Below are 17,534 nucleotides of genomic sequence, written 5' to 3'. Positions count from 1 at the left end.
CCATGGGTTATGTATAGATGTTTATTGCCGAAGGGCAAAATAAGGCTCATAATCCATAAGGCTCAATTACTTGTTGAATTGGGCTTCCCAACTGACTTATCCACTTCAAGAAGGAATCAATATGCAGAGCGTTGCCATTTTGCTCTTTATCTTGGTCACTGTGTTCATCATTTACCAAAAATATTTTGCGAAACGCTATGCACCCATAACGTACCCCTATAAGAAGGTCGGCAGTTTAATGGGAAGCAAAGAAATTGCCTTTTACAATGCGTTGATTGCCGCATTAGATAACCGCGCTATCGTCTTTTCAAAAGTCCATATGGCTGACGTGATCATGCCCGTCCCCAATAAGGACAAAAAGAAGTGGCTTGCTGCCTTTAATAAGATTGCGCGTAAGCACCTGGATTTTGTGATTTGCCGCCCCGGTACGTTAGAAGTGATGTGCATCATTGAATTCGATAATGGAAAAGAGCTGAATAAAACCAAGGCAGAGCGCGAAAAGCTCCTGATGCATGTTTGTAAAACGTCTGGTATCCCCCTGATAGGCGCTAATGAAAAATACGCGTACCAGGTAGGGAGACTTCGCAAAGTTTTGGCTGAGTACATTGATACGCTGGAAATTGAACCTGAGGTGAGATTCTGTAAAGAATGTCAGTCACCAATGGTGGTGAAAGTTGGCGTTCAGGGCGCTTACAAAGGAAAACGGTATTACGCATGTAGCCGCTATCCAAACTGTAAGCACACTGAAGATTTCATTGAAGAAATCAATTGGTCTTAAATCTTAAGCAAAGCAGATAAATGAAGCCAGCGAATAAGCTGGCTATTTTTGACCTTTTAATTGTGACATTGTCACGCCAATACCAGAAAGTTTTGTTGGCATCGACTTGTCTAGTTCGGACAGCTCATCCTCTGAGATGACTAGCACCTTAAGTCCATATTTTCTGTATGTTTCTAGCTTCTCTTTAAATTCAGTTGCTTGCTCGGTCGATTGGTCAGCCGACTGAAATTCAAGATAAACATTCACTCTGGGAAGGTAGAAAGAAGACTGCACGTCCTGCTCGATTGGCAGAGTCCGGGCATAGGCGTGTGTAACACCTGTGAGATACAGCCAGTTATCGATATGCATTTCTTCGATGGTGCGTACATAGTGCCCATCGGCACAATGGTATTTGGCTTCGAATTTCTGGCGGAAGTTAGAATAAGACTTATCGGTTGATCGCTGGCTTACATGGCAGCCGAGTAGTTCTTCCGCGGAAGCAAGCAGTCTGGCATTTAATAATATTCCTGAATCCCAAACAACATAGTCAATTTCCGAACTTGCGTTATTGCGCTGGTCTGCCCCCATACGTTTGCCCAGCGGCGTGGTAACCCATCCTTTACCTGAGCGTACAATCCACCCCAACTCGCCAAACAATTGGTTCATTTGGTGCGATGAGAGCTTAAACTTAGCTCCCACCTGGCTTGCGGTCAGCTTGTCTTTTTTGAGCTCATAAACCGCCACATACATATCTTCAGGCCAGACTATGTATTTTCCGTATTGCTTAGATTCCTGATACTTGCCGCCTTGTGCTTCACCAAGGTCAGTTAAGGTCCAGGATTCATCCTTTTTCACGATGAACTCATAACGCTCAAGTGCATGAAACAGGGCGCCAGATTTCACATTAAGTTTTTCTGCTAATCGACTGGTTGAAAGCATATTCACTCCGATGGTTACAGCCTTATTGTAATCAAAGGATTAGCGATTGAAATCCCAAACACCTAATTTTCGTAATCTTTAGGAATTAACCATCGCTTATGTATGGTTAAGTGAGCTCTCTGAGCTATATTCAAAAGAAAGAGAAAAAATAACTCTAACTACAGTTGGTGTAAAAGAGCATGTCAGAGAAGAAAGTATTTGTGATTGCTGCGGAAGTGGCTGCAGAGCTTAATAAAGGGATGGTGATTGCCAAACGTTTATTATTAATAGCCAGCAATGCGCGGGCACTGGCGCTAAGGGCAGGGGAAAGCGCAGCAGGCTTCAGACCAATTACGGATTCTATAGATGATTTGGTTAGAAAAACGTTGGATACGTCCAAAGTCATCAATCAAAAGGCACAACTATTAAGTCGAATAGCGACCTCCGAAACACGTTCATCTTCCGCACTCACCAAGTTCAATAATGTAATTTGCCGAGATACCGATGCTCGCTACATTGAAAGCCTTGAACCCGCAATCACACAGACCCGTGAACAACACGCCCAACTTATTGCTCAGTTTAAGAAAGAAGCCAGAGGTCTCAATGACATGCTGGATGAGCTTTACAGTGAGCTGAAAACCGCACAAATCATATCCACCATGCTCAGTGTAGAAGCTTCTCAGGCTGAAGAACTGCATCAGGAACAGCTAAACAGTATCGCGACCAGTGTGGCAGATTCTGCCAAAGAAATTCAAAGCCATGTGCTTCAGTCACTCAATTTATTCTCCGAACTCACAAGGGTAGTCTATGCAAACAAAAGTGCTGTTTAACCAAGGAACTCATCGCTGGATAGTTTTTGGACGGGATCCGGAAAAGCCAGACGGCATCATAGACACTAACCAGTACATGATTACTCACCGTGACGAAGCCATCCTTCTAGACCCAGGAGGTATTGAGCTGTTTTCCGCCATGCTGGGATGTGTGGTTAAAGAAGTACCCGTTGAAAACATTACCCACCTGTTTGCGTCTCATCAGGATCCCGACATTATTTCATCTCTGGGTTTATGGGATCAGGCTCTTCCAAAAGCCAAACTTCATTCGCCTTGGTTGTGGGAAGGGTTCATAAAGCATTTTGGTATGGAGAACGTCGATTACATGCCGATTCCTGATGAAGGAAAAACGCTCAGCCTGGCAGGGTTAGAGTTGCAATTCGTTCCCGCTCATTACATGCATTCGTCAGGAAATTTCTCAGTTTACGATCCACAAGCTAAAATATTAATGTCGGGAGACATCGGAGCAGCACTAGATGCTGTAGATGCGCCGATGTTTGTTCAGGATTTTGATGCTCACATACCAAAAATGGAGTATTTTCACCGTAGGTGGATGCCCTCAAATAGAGCCAAGACCGCATGGATAGAAAAAGTCAGTAAGCTGGAAATTGATATGCTCTGCCCACAGCACGGCGGCATATTCAAAGGAGACGATGTAAAACGTTTCCTGATGTGGCTAGATGGTCTGGACGTAGGAGTCGCGACGAAATAACTGTCAGTTCTACGTCAAGATACTCTGAATTCATTCAACTATCGGGTTTGAAGAAATACCATGTCTGTATCTAATGTAGAAATCATCAGTAATGAGCAAATGACTGTATCAGCATGCTTTTTTGAACAGCGCGACATATGGAAAAGCACTCAAATGAAAAGGGGAAGCAAACCTCTTTTCGATTTTTGTCTGGACTTTGGGATTCGGTTTGAAGATCTGATTGATGCAGGTCTGATAGAAAAAAGCGAAAAAGCCGACAGCACTTCCATCTCGGATTATCAGTTAACAGAAGCGGGGCACGATTTTCTGGTCGCTGAGTACGAAAGCTTTTGGGTTATTGGCGCAAAGCTAGAAGAGTTAGACTGTTTCATAGAGAACTTCCTTCATAACCGCCTTGCGAATATATACCGAGACACGTAAAACCAGAAAAGCCAGTCAACACGACTGGCTTTTCTTTATGTCTGATTTTAAAACTGGTATTCAAGAGTCACCATAGGACCAAAGAACTGGAAGTTAACGTTCAGATCGGTTCGCTCAGACCCATAATCCACATTGACTTCGTAATAGCTGTAGGAAGCTTCGGCGTTCCAGTTTTCATTGAACTGGTATTGCACACCCAAATTGGCGTCTACTAACAAACCTTTGATGCTATTAAACTCAATGTAAAACACTTGAGCATGGGAAATTGCGCGCCAGTTTTCGTTAATCTTGTATTCCGCTTCCAAGCCAATGTCTGGAAGTGGTGCAGTGACATCGGTAAACGCATAGTTTCCTTTACCTAACACAACATTCTGATTACCACCCTGTAAACTCAGCTCGCCCCCCAGTCCAATCTGCATTTGCATAATGTGGATACCAGCCGTCAGGTCCAAGTCCCAGTTTTCGTTTTCAAAAAACGAATAGGAGTAACCCAATCGTGCAAGGTCGATGTTTAGCGTGGACTGAATGGTTGCACCAATTTTAGCGTCGTAGATTTCCCCATCAATTGGGACAGAAAAAGCGCGTTCTGATGTGACCGAAGAATTTCGGTGTAAGCTACGCCAGTCAAGGTACATTGCATGCTTTGAGTTAAACGCGTATTCAACTTTAAGGTAGGGTAAGACCTCGCGTTCTTTTAGCCTTAAGTCGGATTCAAAATCCAGATCGAAACTTCTCGATAGATCTGAGGAGTAAGCCCCCATGGATGTATCCGCGCTGGAGTAAAAACCACCCACTTTCACACTCAGGTCGCCAGCCTGTGATGCCCCGGAAAGAAGCAATAAAAGGGAGGTAGCCAACCGTCCTTTAGTTATCATGTTTGTTAAGTTCCGTTTGGTTATCAGAAGTTTAAATACATAGATAGCAGTTATGAGCTACGGACACAACATTCGATATGGGGTTCAATTCGTTTCAAATTGTTTATCCGACGTAAGTGAGCTGTATATTGAAATTTATAGAACTCAATTTCCGAATTCTCATTTTTGTGCCAGACGTCTCTGTTTTGGCATAAAGCCATGTTATGTCGCCCTATTTTTATGAGGTTCGTCGAGTCTGTGTCTACATTTATTAAAGAAACGCTTCGAGAGTCTATCTGCGGCTGCGAGGAAAGTGTGGCTGCCTAAACCGCATTTTTGCTCGGACGATAATAAAAACTCCACAGCGACCATCACGAAAAACAAATTATAAAAACGTCCTGAGGCGACACATGTCACACAGCGAATACGCCATTATCTTGGATAGTGAACTCAATATCCTGGGGAAGAACCGACGCTTTACAGAACGTGGGATAATTGCCCCCTCTGCAACATCACTTATTGGTGCCCCGTTAAAAATCACTTGGCTGACGTCTGGGCAGGTGATCACTCCAACACACCTTTATTCAAGGGAAAGTCGCCAGCAACAAAAAGTCATGGTGGAAAGTGAAGAAGGGCTAAGCGAAGGCGTTATCGAACCCATCTCACTTAGCGATGATAATTTGTGGCAGATACGGTTTGCCTGTCAGGACAGCGAATCTGTCTATCAGGAATCTTCAGATGTGTTTAAGTTTCGAACCATGCTTGAAGGTTCTCGCGCTGGCACTTGGGAATGGAATGTTCAGACGGGAGAAGTCGTGTTCAATGAACGTTGGGCGGAAATCATTGGATACGAGCTAGAGGAACTAAAACCTCTTTCCATCGATACTTGGATAAAACATGTGCATGAAGACGATTTATCGATTTCAGAAGAGCAGTTGATGGCACATTTTTCTGGAGACACTCCCTATTATGAATGCGAAGTACGCATGAAACACCGAAACGGTAGGGAAGTCTGGGTGCGTGACTTTGGCAAACTCATGACCAGAACGCCTGCGGGTGATCCCGAGTGGGTGGTTGGCACCCATATAGACGTAACTTCAAATAAATCTGAAGCTGTCCAACTTGAGTCTATGAACCATGAGCTTGATGCAATGATAGATGTCAGCCCAAACGTCATCTACCGCTGCCAAGGCGATCCACTGGAGAGCATCGATTTTATATCTAAAGATGTGAGCGAAATGACGGGGCACCATAAATCTGAGATTGTTGAAAGCGAAGGTTACTGGGGAAAGCAATTACCCCAGAGTGTTTACGACGAAGCGAGAACAGAGTTTGTTCAATGGCAGAAAGAAGGCAGAGACAGTGTACTCACAAGGCAGTATCGATTCCGACATAAAGACGGATTCTATCTATGGCTTTCTGACTCTGTGCGCAAATTCAAAAGCCCCGCTTTCAACACCAACGGCTACATAGGTTCGATAGCCGATATTACTTCTCAAAAGAATCTGGAACTCAAACTGCAGGACAGCCAGTATCGGCTCAAAACCGCGCACCAAATTGGCAGGATGGGGCACTGGGAATGCAACTTAGATACAGGCGATGTTTATTGGTCGGATATGGTGTACACCATTTTGGGCTATGAACGGGGACAGGTCCAACCAAGCCTGTCGTTCTTTAAAAGCTTAGTTGCCGAAGAGCACAGAAACCGAGTGGATGAAAGTGAACGCGCCGCCCAAATAAGCGGTAAGTACGACGTGCAGCATATGATTAAGCACGCCAGTGGAACACTTATCTGGGTACACGAAATGGCGGACTTTCAGGTCGGTACAAACACGCTCATTGGCACCATCAGAGACATTACTGATCAGAAAATCCTTGAGATTCAGCTTCGTGAACAAGCGATAACCGACCCGCTAACTGGCGCTTATAATCGACGTTTTTATCTGGAACGCCTGAACGCTGAGTTTGAACGTTTTAGCCGGGCAGGCAGAAGTTTCTGTTTAATGATGATCGACTTTGATGAATTCAAACAGGTTAATGATCAGCACGGGCATCTTTTCGGAGATGAAGTGCTGCGTGAAGTGGCGGCGCTTATCAAAAATCGGCTTCGTGTGAATGATGTGTTTGCACGAATTGGGGGTGAAGAATTCAGCGTGATTTTGCCAGACACCCAACTTGAAGGGGCAAAGAAAGTCGCGGAAACCATCAGAAAACAGGTGAGCACTTTGGTGATAAGCCATGAAGGGATTGAAGCATCCATTACCGTCACCATCGGACTGGCGGAAACTCTGATCAAAAGTGACACCATGGACAATTTGATGCACCGAGCAGACGATTTGCTTTACGAGGGCAAGAAAACCGGAAGAAACAAGGTATATGTTCAACCGGAGATGGAATAATCGATCTGCCGTTGTTTTGTCATGAGTCAAACGCTAACATGCGCACAGTAGCAATTTACACATCCAGATCATGACGAAACCGCGCTTAACACTGGTACGCGGCTTACCCGGTTCAGGGAAGTCGACTTTAGCAAAAACAATGAATGCGAAGCACATCGAAGCGGACATGTATTTTGTTGACCGAAAAGGGGAATACCGTTTTCAGCCCAGGAAGTTAAAACAAGCCCATAACTGGTGTTTTAACCAGACTAAGATATGGCTCAACAAAGGATCAGATGTCGTCGTCTCAAACACCTTTATCGAGAAATGGGAAATGGAGCCTTATCTTCTTTTAGCAAAAACGAGCAGCTTTGAAATCGACATCATGGTGTGCAGAGAAGAATTCGGCTCAATACATGATGTGCCATCAGATACCATTGAAAAAATGAAGTCTAACTGGCAGGAATAAGGCAGCTATTACGCTGCCTTTTTTAATTTTGGTTAGTGGGTGAGGTGGGATACAAGGAAACGAGTGATATTCACCATATCTTCGACTTTAATGAACTCTTCTGTGGTGTGTACTTTCGCCATTCCCGTCGACAGGTTTACCGTTTTCAATCCTCTACTGTTGAAAATGTTGGCGTCGCTACCACCGCCTGTTGAATTGGTTTGTCCTGCCATACCAACGCGCTCGAAACTTTCTTTAATAGATACAATTAGAGGGTCACAATCATCAATTTGATAGGCGTCGTAGGCACGAGTTGAAACAATATCTACCTCTGCACTATGTTTTGAAGCAGCGGCTTTGAATGTTTCTTCCATATGCTTCACTTGTGCTGACAACTTATCGTCTTTGAGAGATCGGGCTTCTGCCTCTATGTAAATTTCAGGCATAACGATATTGGTTGCCTGACCACCAGTAACGACACCAATATTTGCAGTGGTTTCTTCATCGATACGTGACAGTGTCATGTTTGAAATGGCATCCGATGCCACAACCATGGCATTGATACCTTCTTCCGGTGCCAGACCTGCGTGAGCTGGTTTGCCCTTAATCGTCACTTTCAAGTTTTGCTGACCGGGTGCCGTGGTAATGATACTGCCAATCGGTCCGCCTGAATCCAGAACAATCGCACTATCCGATTCGATAACGCTCATATCGAACTGGCGTGAACCATGCAGACCGCCTTCTTCGTGAACAGTAAAGGCTACCTCGATAGTTTGGTGATCCAGATGATTTTCCTGAATGGTGCGAACCGCTTCGATCAGTGCAGCAATACCCGATTTATCATCACCACCTAAAATGGTGTCACCTGCTGAGCGAATAACCCCATCTTCAAGAATCGGAACAATACCGTTTCCCGGTGTTACCGTATCAAGGTGGGCACTTATAAGAACGCTGCCTTCCAGTTTCCCAGCAAGCTTGCCATAAACATTAAAACCGTTTGAAATGTCTTCTGTAACGGGAAGCTTTTTTACTTCAAAGCCCAATTGCCCCAATTCCTCTGAGACTACTTCTGCCATCTGTTTTTCATAGCGGGATTCACTGTCGATTTTGACCAGTGACATGAAGTGTTCGACAAGCCTTTGTTGATTTACTTTTGACATAAGACCTCTGTATGAGTAGGTATGGACGTAAAACGGGCGAAGCAACCGCACGCTACATCACGGAAGTACAAGCACATTACATGAAACCTCTCTTTTTTAAGGCTGAGCCAGATCAATATCACGCTCGAAATTTCATAGCTGCTAAGATTAAGAGAACCAATCAGGATGGTATTGAATGAAAAAGCTTCTGTTGTTATTGATTTTATTGGGTTTGGGCGGAGGTGGTGCATACTACTATTTCGTCATGATGCCTCAAATGGCTATGGTAGCCGGCTCAGACGGCAAAGTTATAGAACCAGACCAGCAAGCAGAAAAGCCTATGATGGAGCTTGAAGAAAAGAAGAATATGGCGACCATTGAATTAGGTGAATACTATGTCACTTCAAGCCGTCTTAACGTTCGTAGGGAACCTGGCACCAATGCTCCGATTTCTCGAGTCCTAGATATTGGCGATAAGGTAAACGTGCTGGAATCTAATCAGGGCTGGGCTCGCATCTCAGAGTATTACGAATTTGGCGATGGCAACTTTGCTCAGTGGGTTTCTGAACAGTTTCTTTCATCCTCCATACCTGAGAATTTGGCAACAGTTCGTTCAGGAAGACTCGAAATCGCCATCAAACATTCAGACAACTTTGTCACGCACCGAAATTTGTTCCTAAAAGTGTCTCAGGCTTTGATCGACGATGGTGTCTGCTCCAATGGCGATTTCAAAGAAATGCGCGGCTGGCTTAAATCTGTGGACTATCAACCAAGAGATGTGTACTACACCTACTGTGGTGGCATTGAACGAGAGAACAAAATTTATCTTGATGCCGAAAGTGGTGAAGTCATGGATGTTAATTAAATGTAACACCCATTCTTATTGTTGGGCAGTAAAATTTACGGCTAGGAAATGCCCGTAACATGCTTTATTTTCATACATTTTTTGTCAATGTGATGGCGCTGTAAATTTATCTGTACAGATTTTAATCTTTTTACCAATTTTATCATTTCATTAACATCTATTTCCACCCGATAAAAAATCATCCATGTTGTATTTAAACGTGAACATACAAAGGAGGATAGGGCTATGGATATTTCATACAACCCGCTAGGTACAGATGGATTTGAGTTTGTTGAATACACAGCCGCAGATAACAAAGGGATTCAGGATTTAAAAGATCTCTTCTCGTCTTTAGGTTTTGCAGAAGTGGCAAAACACCGTTCAAAAGAAGCCTGGTTGTATCGCCAAGGCGACATTAACTTCATCGTCAATGCTCAGCCTCATAGTCAGGCTGAAAAGTTCGCAGCCGAACATGGACCTTCAGTTTGCGGCATGGCCTTTAGAGTCGAGGATTCAGCACAGGCTCTGGCTCATGCACTTGAGAATGGCGGCAAGCAGTACGTAACCCAAATTGGACCGATGGAGCTCAGCATTCCGGCGATTTATGGCATTGGAGAAAGTTTGCTCTATTTTGTCGACCGATACGGCACAAGCGAGATCTACGATGTAGACTTCACCTTCTATGAAGATGCAGCACAAAGGCTTGCTAACAAAGACGTTGGTTTGAATGTGATTGATCATCTTACTCATAACGTGCGTCAGGGCAACATGGATGTGTGGTCTGGATTCTATGAGCGAATCGGTAATTTCCGCGAAATCCGCTATTTCGATATCGAGGGCAAACTTACAGGTTTGGTCAGCCGGGCAATGACAGCGCCATGTGGCAAGATTCGTATCCCGATTAATGAATCATCAGATGATAAATCCCAAATTGAAGAGTTCCTGAAGGAATACAACGGAGAAGGGATTCAGCATATAGCCCTAACGACAGACGATATTTACAAAACCGTTCAGACACTTCGCGATCGTGGAATGGACTTTATGCCAACTCCAGATACTTACTATGAAAAAGTAAACGAACGTGTCGAGGGGCATGGAGAAGACGTTAACCATTTGCGCGACTTACAAATCCTGATCGACGGCGCGCCAATGAAAGACGGAATTTTACTGCAAATCTTCACTCAGACGGTCATCGGACCGGTGTTTTTCGAAATCATTCAACGTAAAGGAAATGAAGGGTTTGGTGAGGGTAACTTCAAAGCTCTGTTTGAATCCATTGAAGAAGACCAGATCAGACGCGGTGTACTGCAAAACGTGTAGCTAAAAACACAATAACTCAGAAATAGGAAAGCTGCTTAACGCAGCTTTTCGAATTTATACTACTCAAACAAAGCCAGCAGCTTTTTGTCTTTGTAGATCCGGCTCTTACCGTGCTTTTTTGCCATATAAAGATTTTCATCCAACACCGACCACATTCCGGTATCGAAGTTGTCTCTTGTAACTAAACCGCCACTTACAGTGACAAAAATACTTTTCTCATTGTGGCTGACAGGATGAATCGAGACACACCTTAAAATTGACTCAGCGGCGCTCTTTACTGATCCAGAATACGCAAGTAACTCTCTTGATAGTGCCACGACAAATTCTTCTCCCCCGACGCGATAGACGTATTGCTCTCCACAAAATTTCTGTAGTCGTTTGGTCAGCTCGATCAATACTTGATCGCCACCATCATGACCATGTCTGTCATTGATTTGCTTGAAGTTATCTATGTCAAAGCTCACTACGGCAGGTACATCAACCTCATTTTTCTGAATCTCGCTAAGGTGGCAATCCAGAGCACGTCGGTTTAGTGCTCCTGTCAGAAAATCGAAGTGTGCCAGCTTTTTCCAGTCTTTTTGATAACTGGTGCGTTTGCTTTCGTACGTGAAGCATACCGATGCTGTCAGCAGGTAGGAAAGAACAAAGTTAACCACGGATATCTGTATCTCAGGTTCCCAGATAAACATGAGTGCAATGATTTTGATGACCAGATACAGCAGCGAATAGGTTACACCTTCGTTCTTGTCCAAAAGGAAGAAAAATATCGCAGGCAAACAGATGGACCACTGAAATACACCTTCGTTTATAGGCTTGGTTATGATGGAGAGTAAAATCACCGCACAAAGAATCAAAATGTGTGTGCGAATTAGTGATCTCTTGGTCTGAAAACGATCAAATATTCTCCAGGTAACAATCGCTGTAAACGTGTATGTCAGTTGAATAAGCGCCAATGCCATATCACCAAGATAGTAATTCAGCGCAGCTAATGGAATGGCAACAAGTCCCAGAAAGATGGAAAGCTTCAGAAACACACGCTCTCTCAGGTTATCAAGATCGTTAGCTTGCTTCACGACTTGCCTCCAGCTCATTCAGTACTGCGCTTATTTCCTGAGGTTTATGTACGGCGTATCCCTGACCGTAGTGAACCCCAAGCTTTTCTAGTATTTCGCATTGAAGTTTATTTTCAATAAACTCTGCAACCACCTTTGCACCGTTGATTTCTGCAAGTTCTACAATCGACTCAATCATTTTTTGTTGGAATTTTGAGTGCTCAACGTGCTGAACCAGAGAACCATCAATCTTAATAAAATCGAACACGTCATTAGAGAGAGTGGCGTAGCTGGAAAAACCCGAGCCAAAGTCATCAAGAGCAATCTTCAACTGGGATTTTCGGAGTTCTTGCAGGATAGAAGAAAAACTCGTGTCCATGGCGTAAAAATCCTGTTCTGTCAGTTCCAGACACAAACGGGAACGGACAGAGTGGGGCAATGTTTTTAGAAACCTGACGAGCTCGGGGTCGAGCAAAGATTTAGGTGTGACGTTAACGGCGAGCTCCAAACATTCATGTTGAGTCAGATAAGAAGCCGCTTTAGACAAAATGGTTTTATCAAGTAGTAGCTCAAGACCATGCAGTGTCACCACTTTCAAAACTTGACCAGCTGGAATCACCTGTTGATTCTGACCTTCGTAGTGTAAGCGGCAAAGTACTTCAAACTTGTTTGTATTGGCTTTTTCAGAAAGAGGAAATATTCGTTGCGAATACAGCCGCAAAGCATTGGAAAGAATGAGAGACTTTGCTTCTTGTTTTCTTTCTGGAAGTGAGTAAAGCATGAAGTGATCGTTGTCATTCCAGTCTTTAAACATGGCATCTTGCTCGACAGCATTTAAGCAACACAACTGAGCTTTGAACATGCTTGTCTGACAAGAATCAGACGGTTGGGTCTCGTAGCGACCAAAGCAAATATCAACTTTAATGTCCGTTGAATATGTCAGGTTGCTCTTAACCAAGTCGATTATGCGGCTGGACGAGGTTTGAGATGTAATCAGTAAAAAGCTAGAAGACTTAACCCTGTAGAGTTGCCCCTTATTCACTCTTGCAACATTCTTAAGCTCCCTAGAGAGCTTGATTAATATGTGATTACCGCTGGCACGACCCAGTTGTCGGTTGATTGAGTCAATGTTTTTGATGGTAATGAAATAGAGGAACTGCTTCTCATCAAAGACTGCTTTGTCTTTCAATATTTCAACATCTGGCAAACCGGTAAGTGGATCTTTGTTGGATTTGCGAAGGATAAGTCCGTAGTCATTGAAATTAACCACTCGCATATCCGCCAGCTCATAGATACAAAGCGTGATGATTAATACGTGGAACAGATAAAACATCGCCTGCAACAGGAAAAGATACTTGGTTACTTCGCTATTGCGGTAAGTGGCAATGGCTATCAGCACCGACACCGCAAAACATGCCGCATACATGTTGATAATAAAAGGCTTATATCGCGTATCTTTGTGGGTGATTAGGTGATAGAACACCAACGCACCACCTGCCATGTTGATGATTAAATTCGGTTCACTCGCTTTAAGTACATTCAACGCGACAACTTGAGCAGCAATGAATCCGACCATAATGACGATGTGAGTCGGGTTAAGCCTGCTGTTTTCCTTGCAATACACCGTCAGAAAGAATGCAAAAACAGAGACGATGTAGCAGGAATACCAAAAATCGTTACTTAACCATTCTACATTTTGAATCCCTTTCTCTGTAACGTGACTCAAAGGCAAAAAGCCGTAGCCGTATAGATAAAAGAGGGTAAGTGCTGCCATATAGACAATGCATGACACTGAAGATATTTTACTTTCATGCCATTTAAATCGTGCGTAAAAGACAGATAAAACGGCAAAGACTGTCATCAGGGCAACAACAAAAATGTCTCTCGTGATGAGTTGACCAAGTAGATGTGCGTTATTGACTAAAATTGGGTTAAACAGGGCATATTGTTCGTTGGGCGTTTTCAGGTAAATACGATCATATGAAAAGGGCTTATCCAGTTGAATGGCTCGAAAGCCTTTGAAGTCTTCTGTCAGCAAGAGTCGTTGATCTTCGAAAAAGAAAAGTTGACCGTTACTGAGAGTTCGATTCACCAGGTACAGCGAATAATGTTGTCTTTCTTGCTCGGAAATTTCTATGGAAAACCAACAGCTTTCCATAAGCCTGGGAGTACAATGTCCGTTCTTATTCCAGCCATCTGAAAAGCTGGGTATGGCAATAGAACTTGTGCTTGAAAAGCTTATCTTGTCTTTTGCAAGTAGCTGATTCTCCAAATTAAATTGTGAGAAAACAGTCAAGGTGCAAAAAGTAAATAACAAAGAAACCAACAAGGTGGGCATTGCAACATTTCCATCAGAACCAACTGGCGAAGAATTATAGATATAACTGTTATTAAGTTGGGAAACCTTGTTATACAAAACCGTGGATTTGGTTAGGAACCTGGAAAGGGGCTACCAGGACAGCTTAACCTGGTAGCGAGTGCGCAAGCGAAGGCACTAAACTGTTGCGGTGGTCCGGCTTAGATTCTCATTGATAAAATAATTTGCAATAAACTCATGCCACTCTTCAAAAGGTCTTGAGAAAAGCAAATAAGCTTGCCCTCTGAACGGGTCAATCTGGTCGATAAGGTATCGGTTTTTCTTATCACCTCCACAGACTTTACTTCTCAGAAGGGAACGGTCATGAAGTAGAACTAACATGTCATCATGAGTAAGTATGGGAATATTTCCGCTTCTCAAATTAAATATAAAACCTATAAAGTTTTTGTGACCTTGCTTAGGATATATAATCATTGTGTTTTTTATTCCTTTAATAAAACCAACTTGATTACGAAACAAAATATTACAATTAGTAAGTTATATGCATCACTATAAATATAAAATCGAATTTAGCTTCGAATAGATTCCCAACTTTTCTTCCAACAGAGTAATTTATCTAAAGGTTTCGGTTTACTGATCAAATATCCTTGAATTAAAATCTTCTGGTAGTGGCCTTTCAAAAACTCAAATTCATCGGATTTTTCAACACCTTCTGCGACAAGAGAAATTTTTTGGCACTGAGCGAGTTCATATAAACTATTCACCACAGTTTGTGAAAAAGTATCTCGATGAATATCCTTTATAAGAGAGCGATCAATTTTTACTTCTGAAAAAGGCAACTTCTTGAGCTGTTTGAAGTTCGTAAATCCAGTTCCGAAATCATCTAAGGAAACCCGAAAGCCTCGAATTCTTAAGCGATTCAGTGTCTCTAGTTGTACCAAGCTCGACAAAGCATGTTCTTCAGTTATTTCGAATGTGATTTCCTTTGGGTCAATATCATAGCTACTCACAATTTCCGCTAGCTTTATGTGCAGCCGGGTTTCTTCGAGTTGGAGCGGGCTAAGATTAAAGCTTAGATTAATTTGCTTATCTTTCGCCTGAACCTCGCTTAGGGCTGTGTTCATCAATTCATAAAATAGCTCGTTGATGAGCCCGTATTTCATTGCAGAGGGGATAAACTGCCAGGGTAGCAAGATGCGCGACTTTTTATGCTCTACTCTGGCCAGGACCTCGTAGCCAGAAATACCGCTATCCGATATATTGATTTTTGGTTGATAAAAAGCTCGAATCTGACGGTTACTGATAGCTGATATCAAATCGTTTCTGGGAATGCACGCCTGGTTTGCGAATTCCTTTTCTTCTCGCAGGGAAACTCTTTCTAAAAGTCGTTTTAACTCTTCTGACAACGCTGGCTTTCGTATGCTTCCAAGCAGAAACACCCGGTGTCTTCTTGCTATCTCAACAGCTAAGTTGATGACCTTGTGGTCCGCATCGGAGATTATGGCAACACCTCCTCTATAACCAATTTTCCCCAACATTTTAATGACTTGCATTCCATCGTAATTTGGCATGTTTAGGTCGGTCAAAACGACTGAAAATCTTGTAGGATCGTCTGAAACCATCTTAAAAGCAAAAGAAGGGGAGGTTGACGTTGTCACATTTTTATATCCAATTTCATGTAGCATGCTCTGTATTAAATATAGGGAGCTTTTAGAGTCGTCAATAATAAGAATTCTCATTCCCTTTGCCATTTCAATATCTCCACATTAATGGCTTGTATATTTATATGTATTATTTACAGTCCGTTGTTCTTTTATTTAATGGTATATCTCACGTTATATTTGTAAGCAAATATTTCTAATCTAAATTCCCCTCAATTAACTATTTAATAGTGTTTCTATTTGCTTAGATGTTATTTGATTAAAATCATATTTGGTATTTAACAAAGAAACTAACCACTCTAATTGTGGGTAAAGCATCAAAAGCCAAATAATTGCGGAGTCTTTCTTGATATTTGATCTGATAAGTTTTATGTGACAGTTTTGTTGCATTTAAACGGGTGTGAATTCCGTATAAAGTAAGGGGAAATGTATATGAAAAATGAACGGATTAGGAAGGCGAGGAGAGGTATGACAGAAACAACAAAGCCCGCTGAATAAGCGGGCTTTGTTTAAATTTGGTGGGTCCGGGCGAACTCGAATCGCCGACCCCTACCATGTCAAGGTAGTACTCTAACCAACTGAGCTACGGACCCAAATTTTGTGCTCCAAGTAAAAGGAATGGTGCGTCCGAGTGAACTCGAATCACCGACCCCCACCATGTCAAGGTGGTGCTCTAACCAACTGAGCTACGGACGCATTCCCTTGGAACGAGGAGGATATTAACCACTGCGGGCGAGGGGTGCAAGTGGAAATTTGAGGTTTTTGAACTGGTTGGCGTCTTTGTGATCACCTTGGTTATAAATTCGACCAAATTAGTCTCTGAGTTTCTAAAGGATGGATGTTTGAAGCTTTTAACCAGATAAATTGAAAAAGTGACAACCGTCAGATCGTGTTGTAATCATTTCAAAGAGTTAAGTAAATAGGTGAGAATAGATCGCATTTGATCAACTGATAATTCGCTCGAGGATTCGGATTCCGATAAATATAAACAACATTATTCAATCTAATGTCGTACCCAAAGGACTAGGGAAAGGAATGAAGAAAAGGATTTTAGCGTGCGTGATTATCGCTGCGCTGAGCGGAACATCAGCAATTGCAGAACGACCTACCGAGCACTCACTGCTCCTGGCGAACGAATACAAATCCGAAGTCAATCTTGATGAATACTGGGTTTCGGAGAAACTCGACGGAATACGCGTGGTTTGGGATGGTGAAACACTGTACAGCCGCAAGGGTACAAAGATTCATGCTCCTGTTTGGTTTATTGAAAACCTGCCTCCCGTCATGATGGAAGGTGAACTTTGGGCTGGTCGAGGCAAGTTTCACGTTGTTCAACAAACTGTGATGGACAAAACGCCATCTGACCGTGCGTGGCAGGACATTCAGTTCATGGTTTTTGACCTTCCACATTCTGCTGGTGATTACGCCAAACGCTATTACGACATTCAAAACTGGGTTCAGGTGATCAACCAACATCATGTTCGCTATGTCGAACACCTGCCTGCTGGTAATCATTCTCAGCTAATGCACATGCTCGACACCATTGACGGTAATTATGGCGAGGGTGTGATGCTGCGTAAAGTGAACCAAAGATATCGACCAGGTCGTTCTGATGACCTACTCAAACTTAAAAAGTATCAGGATGCAGAAGCCACAATCATCGGATACAAACCGGGTGAGGGTAAGTACCACGGAATGCTTGGTTCTTACTTTGTAAGATGTGCTGACGGTAAGGAATTTTATATTGGCAGTGGGTTAAAAGATTCGATGAGGAAAGACCCATTACCAGTGGGAGCTCGAATCACTTATCGCTTTAATGGTAAAACGTCGACAGGAAAGCCCAGATTCGCGAGATTTGTAAGGGAAAGAATAGAGTAAGCTCTG

16 protein-coding genes and 2 tRNA genes are annotated in these 17,534 nt (G+C 43.0%); 10 read left to right on the top strand and 8 right to left on the bottom strand.

Annotation, left to right across the window (positions count from 1 at the left end; translation table 11 throughout):
* Positions 1–121: 121 nt before the first annotated feature.
* Entirely contained in the window at positions 122–778 is a 657-nt protein-coding gene (locus QMG91_RS09115) for a DUF2726 domain-containing protein (protein WP_004407781.1), read from the top strand.
* Between the two features lie 42 nt (positions 779–820).
* Here QMG91_RS09115 and QMG91_RS09110 read toward each other — a convergent pair whose 3' ends face one another.
* A complete protein-coding gene (locus tag QMG91_RS09110; protein ID WP_281830411.1) occupies positions 821–1,696 on the bottom strand; it encodes a glycerol kinase in 876 nt (291 codons plus the stop codon).
* 179 nt (positions 1,697–1,875) lie between these two features.
* Here QMG91_RS09110 and QMG91_RS09105 point away from each other — a divergent pair, with 179 nt between their 5' ends.
* Genes QMG91_RS09105 through QMG91_RS09095 form a run of 3 tightly spaced genes read left to right on the top strand, consistent with a single transcriptional unit; the run spans position 1,876 to position 3,637 of the window.
* Positions 1,876–2,505 carry a hypothetical protein gene (locus tag QMG91_RS09105; protein WP_022613705.1) on the top strand — a complete coding sequence of 210 codons (630 nt, stop codon included), beginning with the start codon at positions 1,876–1,878 and terminating at the stop codon, positions 2,503–2,505.
* Positions 2,483–3,217 (top strand): oxygen-binding di-iron domain-containing protein, encoded by a 735-nt coding sequence (locus QMG91_RS09100; protein ID WP_004407786.1) that lies wholly within the window; start codon positions 2,483–2,485, stop codon positions 3,215–3,217. Before QMG91_RS09105 ends, QMG91_RS09100 begins: the two co-directional genes overlap by 23 nt.
* Positions 3,218–3,277: 60 nt before the next feature.
* Positions 3,278–3,637 (top strand): hypothetical protein, encoded by a 360-nt coding sequence (locus tag QMG91_RS09095; protein WP_022601946.1) that lies wholly within the window; start codon positions 3,278–3,280, stop codon positions 3,635–3,637.
* Between the two features lie 47 nt (positions 3,638–3,684).
* On the opposite strand, the gene QMG91_RS09090 is transcribed toward QMG91_RS09095, so the two are convergent.
* Positions 3,685–4,512, bottom strand: coding sequence for a DUF481 domain-containing protein (locus QMG91_RS09090; protein ID WP_281830410.1), 828 nt, complete (start codon positions 4,510–4,512; stop codon positions 3,685–3,687).
* 389 nt (positions 4,513–4,901) lie between these two features.
* Between QMG91_RS09090 and QMG91_RS09085 the strand changes: the two genes are divergently transcribed.
* Entirely contained in the window at positions 4,902–6,890 is a 1,989-nt protein-coding gene (locus QMG91_RS09085; RefSeq protein WP_281830409.1) for a GGDEF domain-containing protein, read from the top strand.
* A 70-nt stretch (positions 6,891–6,960) separates the two neighbouring features.
* Positions 6,961–7,338: an AAA family ATPase gene (locus tag QMG91_RS09080; RefSeq protein ID WP_281830408.1), complete on the top strand. Its 378-nt coding sequence runs from the start codon at positions 6,961–6,963 to the stop codon at positions 7,336–7,338.
* Positions 7,339–7,370: 32 nt separating this feature from the next.
* Here QMG91_RS09080 and QMG91_RS09075 read toward each other — a convergent pair whose 3' ends face one another.
* On the bottom strand, positions 7,371–8,477 hold the full coding sequence (locus QMG91_RS09075) for a M20/M25/M40 family metallo-hydrolase (protein ID WP_281830407.1): 1,107 nt from the start codon (positions 8,475–8,477) through the stop codon (positions 7,371–7,373).
* Positions 8,478–8,652: 175 nt separating this feature from the next.
* Between QMG91_RS09075 and QMG91_RS09070 the strand changes: the two genes are divergently transcribed.
* Both QMG91_RS09070 and hppD read left to right on the top strand, forming a co-directional pair.
* A complete protein-coding gene (locus QMG91_RS09070) occupies positions 8,653–9,321 on the top strand; it encodes an SH3 domain-containing protein (protein WP_281830406.1) in 669 nt (222 codons plus the stop codon).
* Between the two features lie 225 nt (positions 9,322–9,546).
* A complete protein-coding gene (gene hppD / locus QMG91_RS09065) occupies positions 9,547–10,620 on the top strand; it encodes a 4-hydroxyphenylpyruvate dioxygenase (protein WP_281830405.1) in 1,074 nt (357 codons plus the stop codon).
* A 59-nt stretch (positions 10,621–10,679) separates the two neighbouring features.
* Here the strand turns inward: hppD and QMG91_RS09060 are convergent, their stop codons facing one another.
* The gene (locus QMG91_RS09060; RefSeq protein WP_281830404.1) at positions 10,680–11,693 is read right to left on the bottom strand and encodes a GGDEF domain-containing protein; all 1,014 of its coding nucleotides are present in this window, start codon (positions 11,691–11,693) and stop codon (positions 10,680–10,682) included.
* Positions 11,680–13,764, bottom strand: coding sequence for an EAL domain-containing protein (locus QMG91_RS09055; RefSeq protein ID WP_281830403.1), 2,085 nt, complete (start codon positions 13,762–13,764; stop codon positions 11,680–11,682). The genes QMG91_RS09060 and QMG91_RS09055 overlap by 14 nt, the downstream gene beginning before the upstream one ends.
* A gap of 43 nt (positions 13,765–13,807) precedes the next feature.
* Between QMG91_RS09055 and QMG91_RS09050 the strand changes: the two genes are divergently transcribed.
* A complete protein-coding gene (locus QMG91_RS09050) occupies positions 13,808–13,936 on the top strand; it encodes a hypothetical protein (RefSeq protein WP_262415327.1) in 129 nt (42 codons plus the stop codon).
* A gap of 622 nt (positions 13,937–14,558) precedes the next feature.
* On the opposite strand, the gene QMG91_RS09045 is transcribed toward QMG91_RS09050, so the two are convergent.
* The 3 genes from QMG91_RS09045 to QMG91_RS09035 all read right to left on the bottom strand — a co-directional run bounded on the left by QMG91_RS09045 (position 14,559) and on the right by QMG91_RS09035 (position 16,346).
* Positions 14,559–15,740: an EAL domain-containing response regulator gene (locus QMG91_RS09045; RefSeq protein ID WP_281830402.1), complete on the bottom strand. Its 1,182-nt coding sequence runs from the start codon at positions 15,738–15,740 to the stop codon at positions 14,559–14,561.
* 426 nt (positions 15,741–16,166) lie between these two features.
* Positions 16,167–16,243 (bottom strand) — tRNA-Val (locus tag QMG91_RS09040).
* A 26-nt stretch (positions 16,244–16,269) separates the two neighbouring features.
* Positions 16,270–16,346, bottom strand: a tRNA-Val gene (locus QMG91_RS09035).
* A gap of 339 nt (positions 16,347–16,685) precedes the next feature.
* On the opposite strand from QMG91_RS09035, the gene QMG91_RS09030 reads away from it, so the two are divergent.
* Positions 16,686–17,528 carry a DNA ligase gene (locus tag QMG91_RS09030; protein WP_281830401.1) on the top strand — a complete coding sequence of 281 codons (843 nt, stop codon included), beginning with the start codon at positions 16,686–16,688 and terminating at the stop codon, positions 17,526–17,528.
* Positions 17,529–17,534: the final 6 nt, after the last annotated feature.

The organism is Vibrio nigripulchritudo, assembly GCF_027924785.1.
In the GTDB taxonomy this organism is placed as follows: Bacteria; Pseudomonadota; Gammaproteobacteria; order Enterobacterales; family Vibrionaceae; genus Vibrio; species Vibrio nigripulchritudo.
The sequence above is the reverse complement of the archived record's forward strand: the minus strand, read 5'-3'. Positions and strand labels throughout refer to the sequence as shown.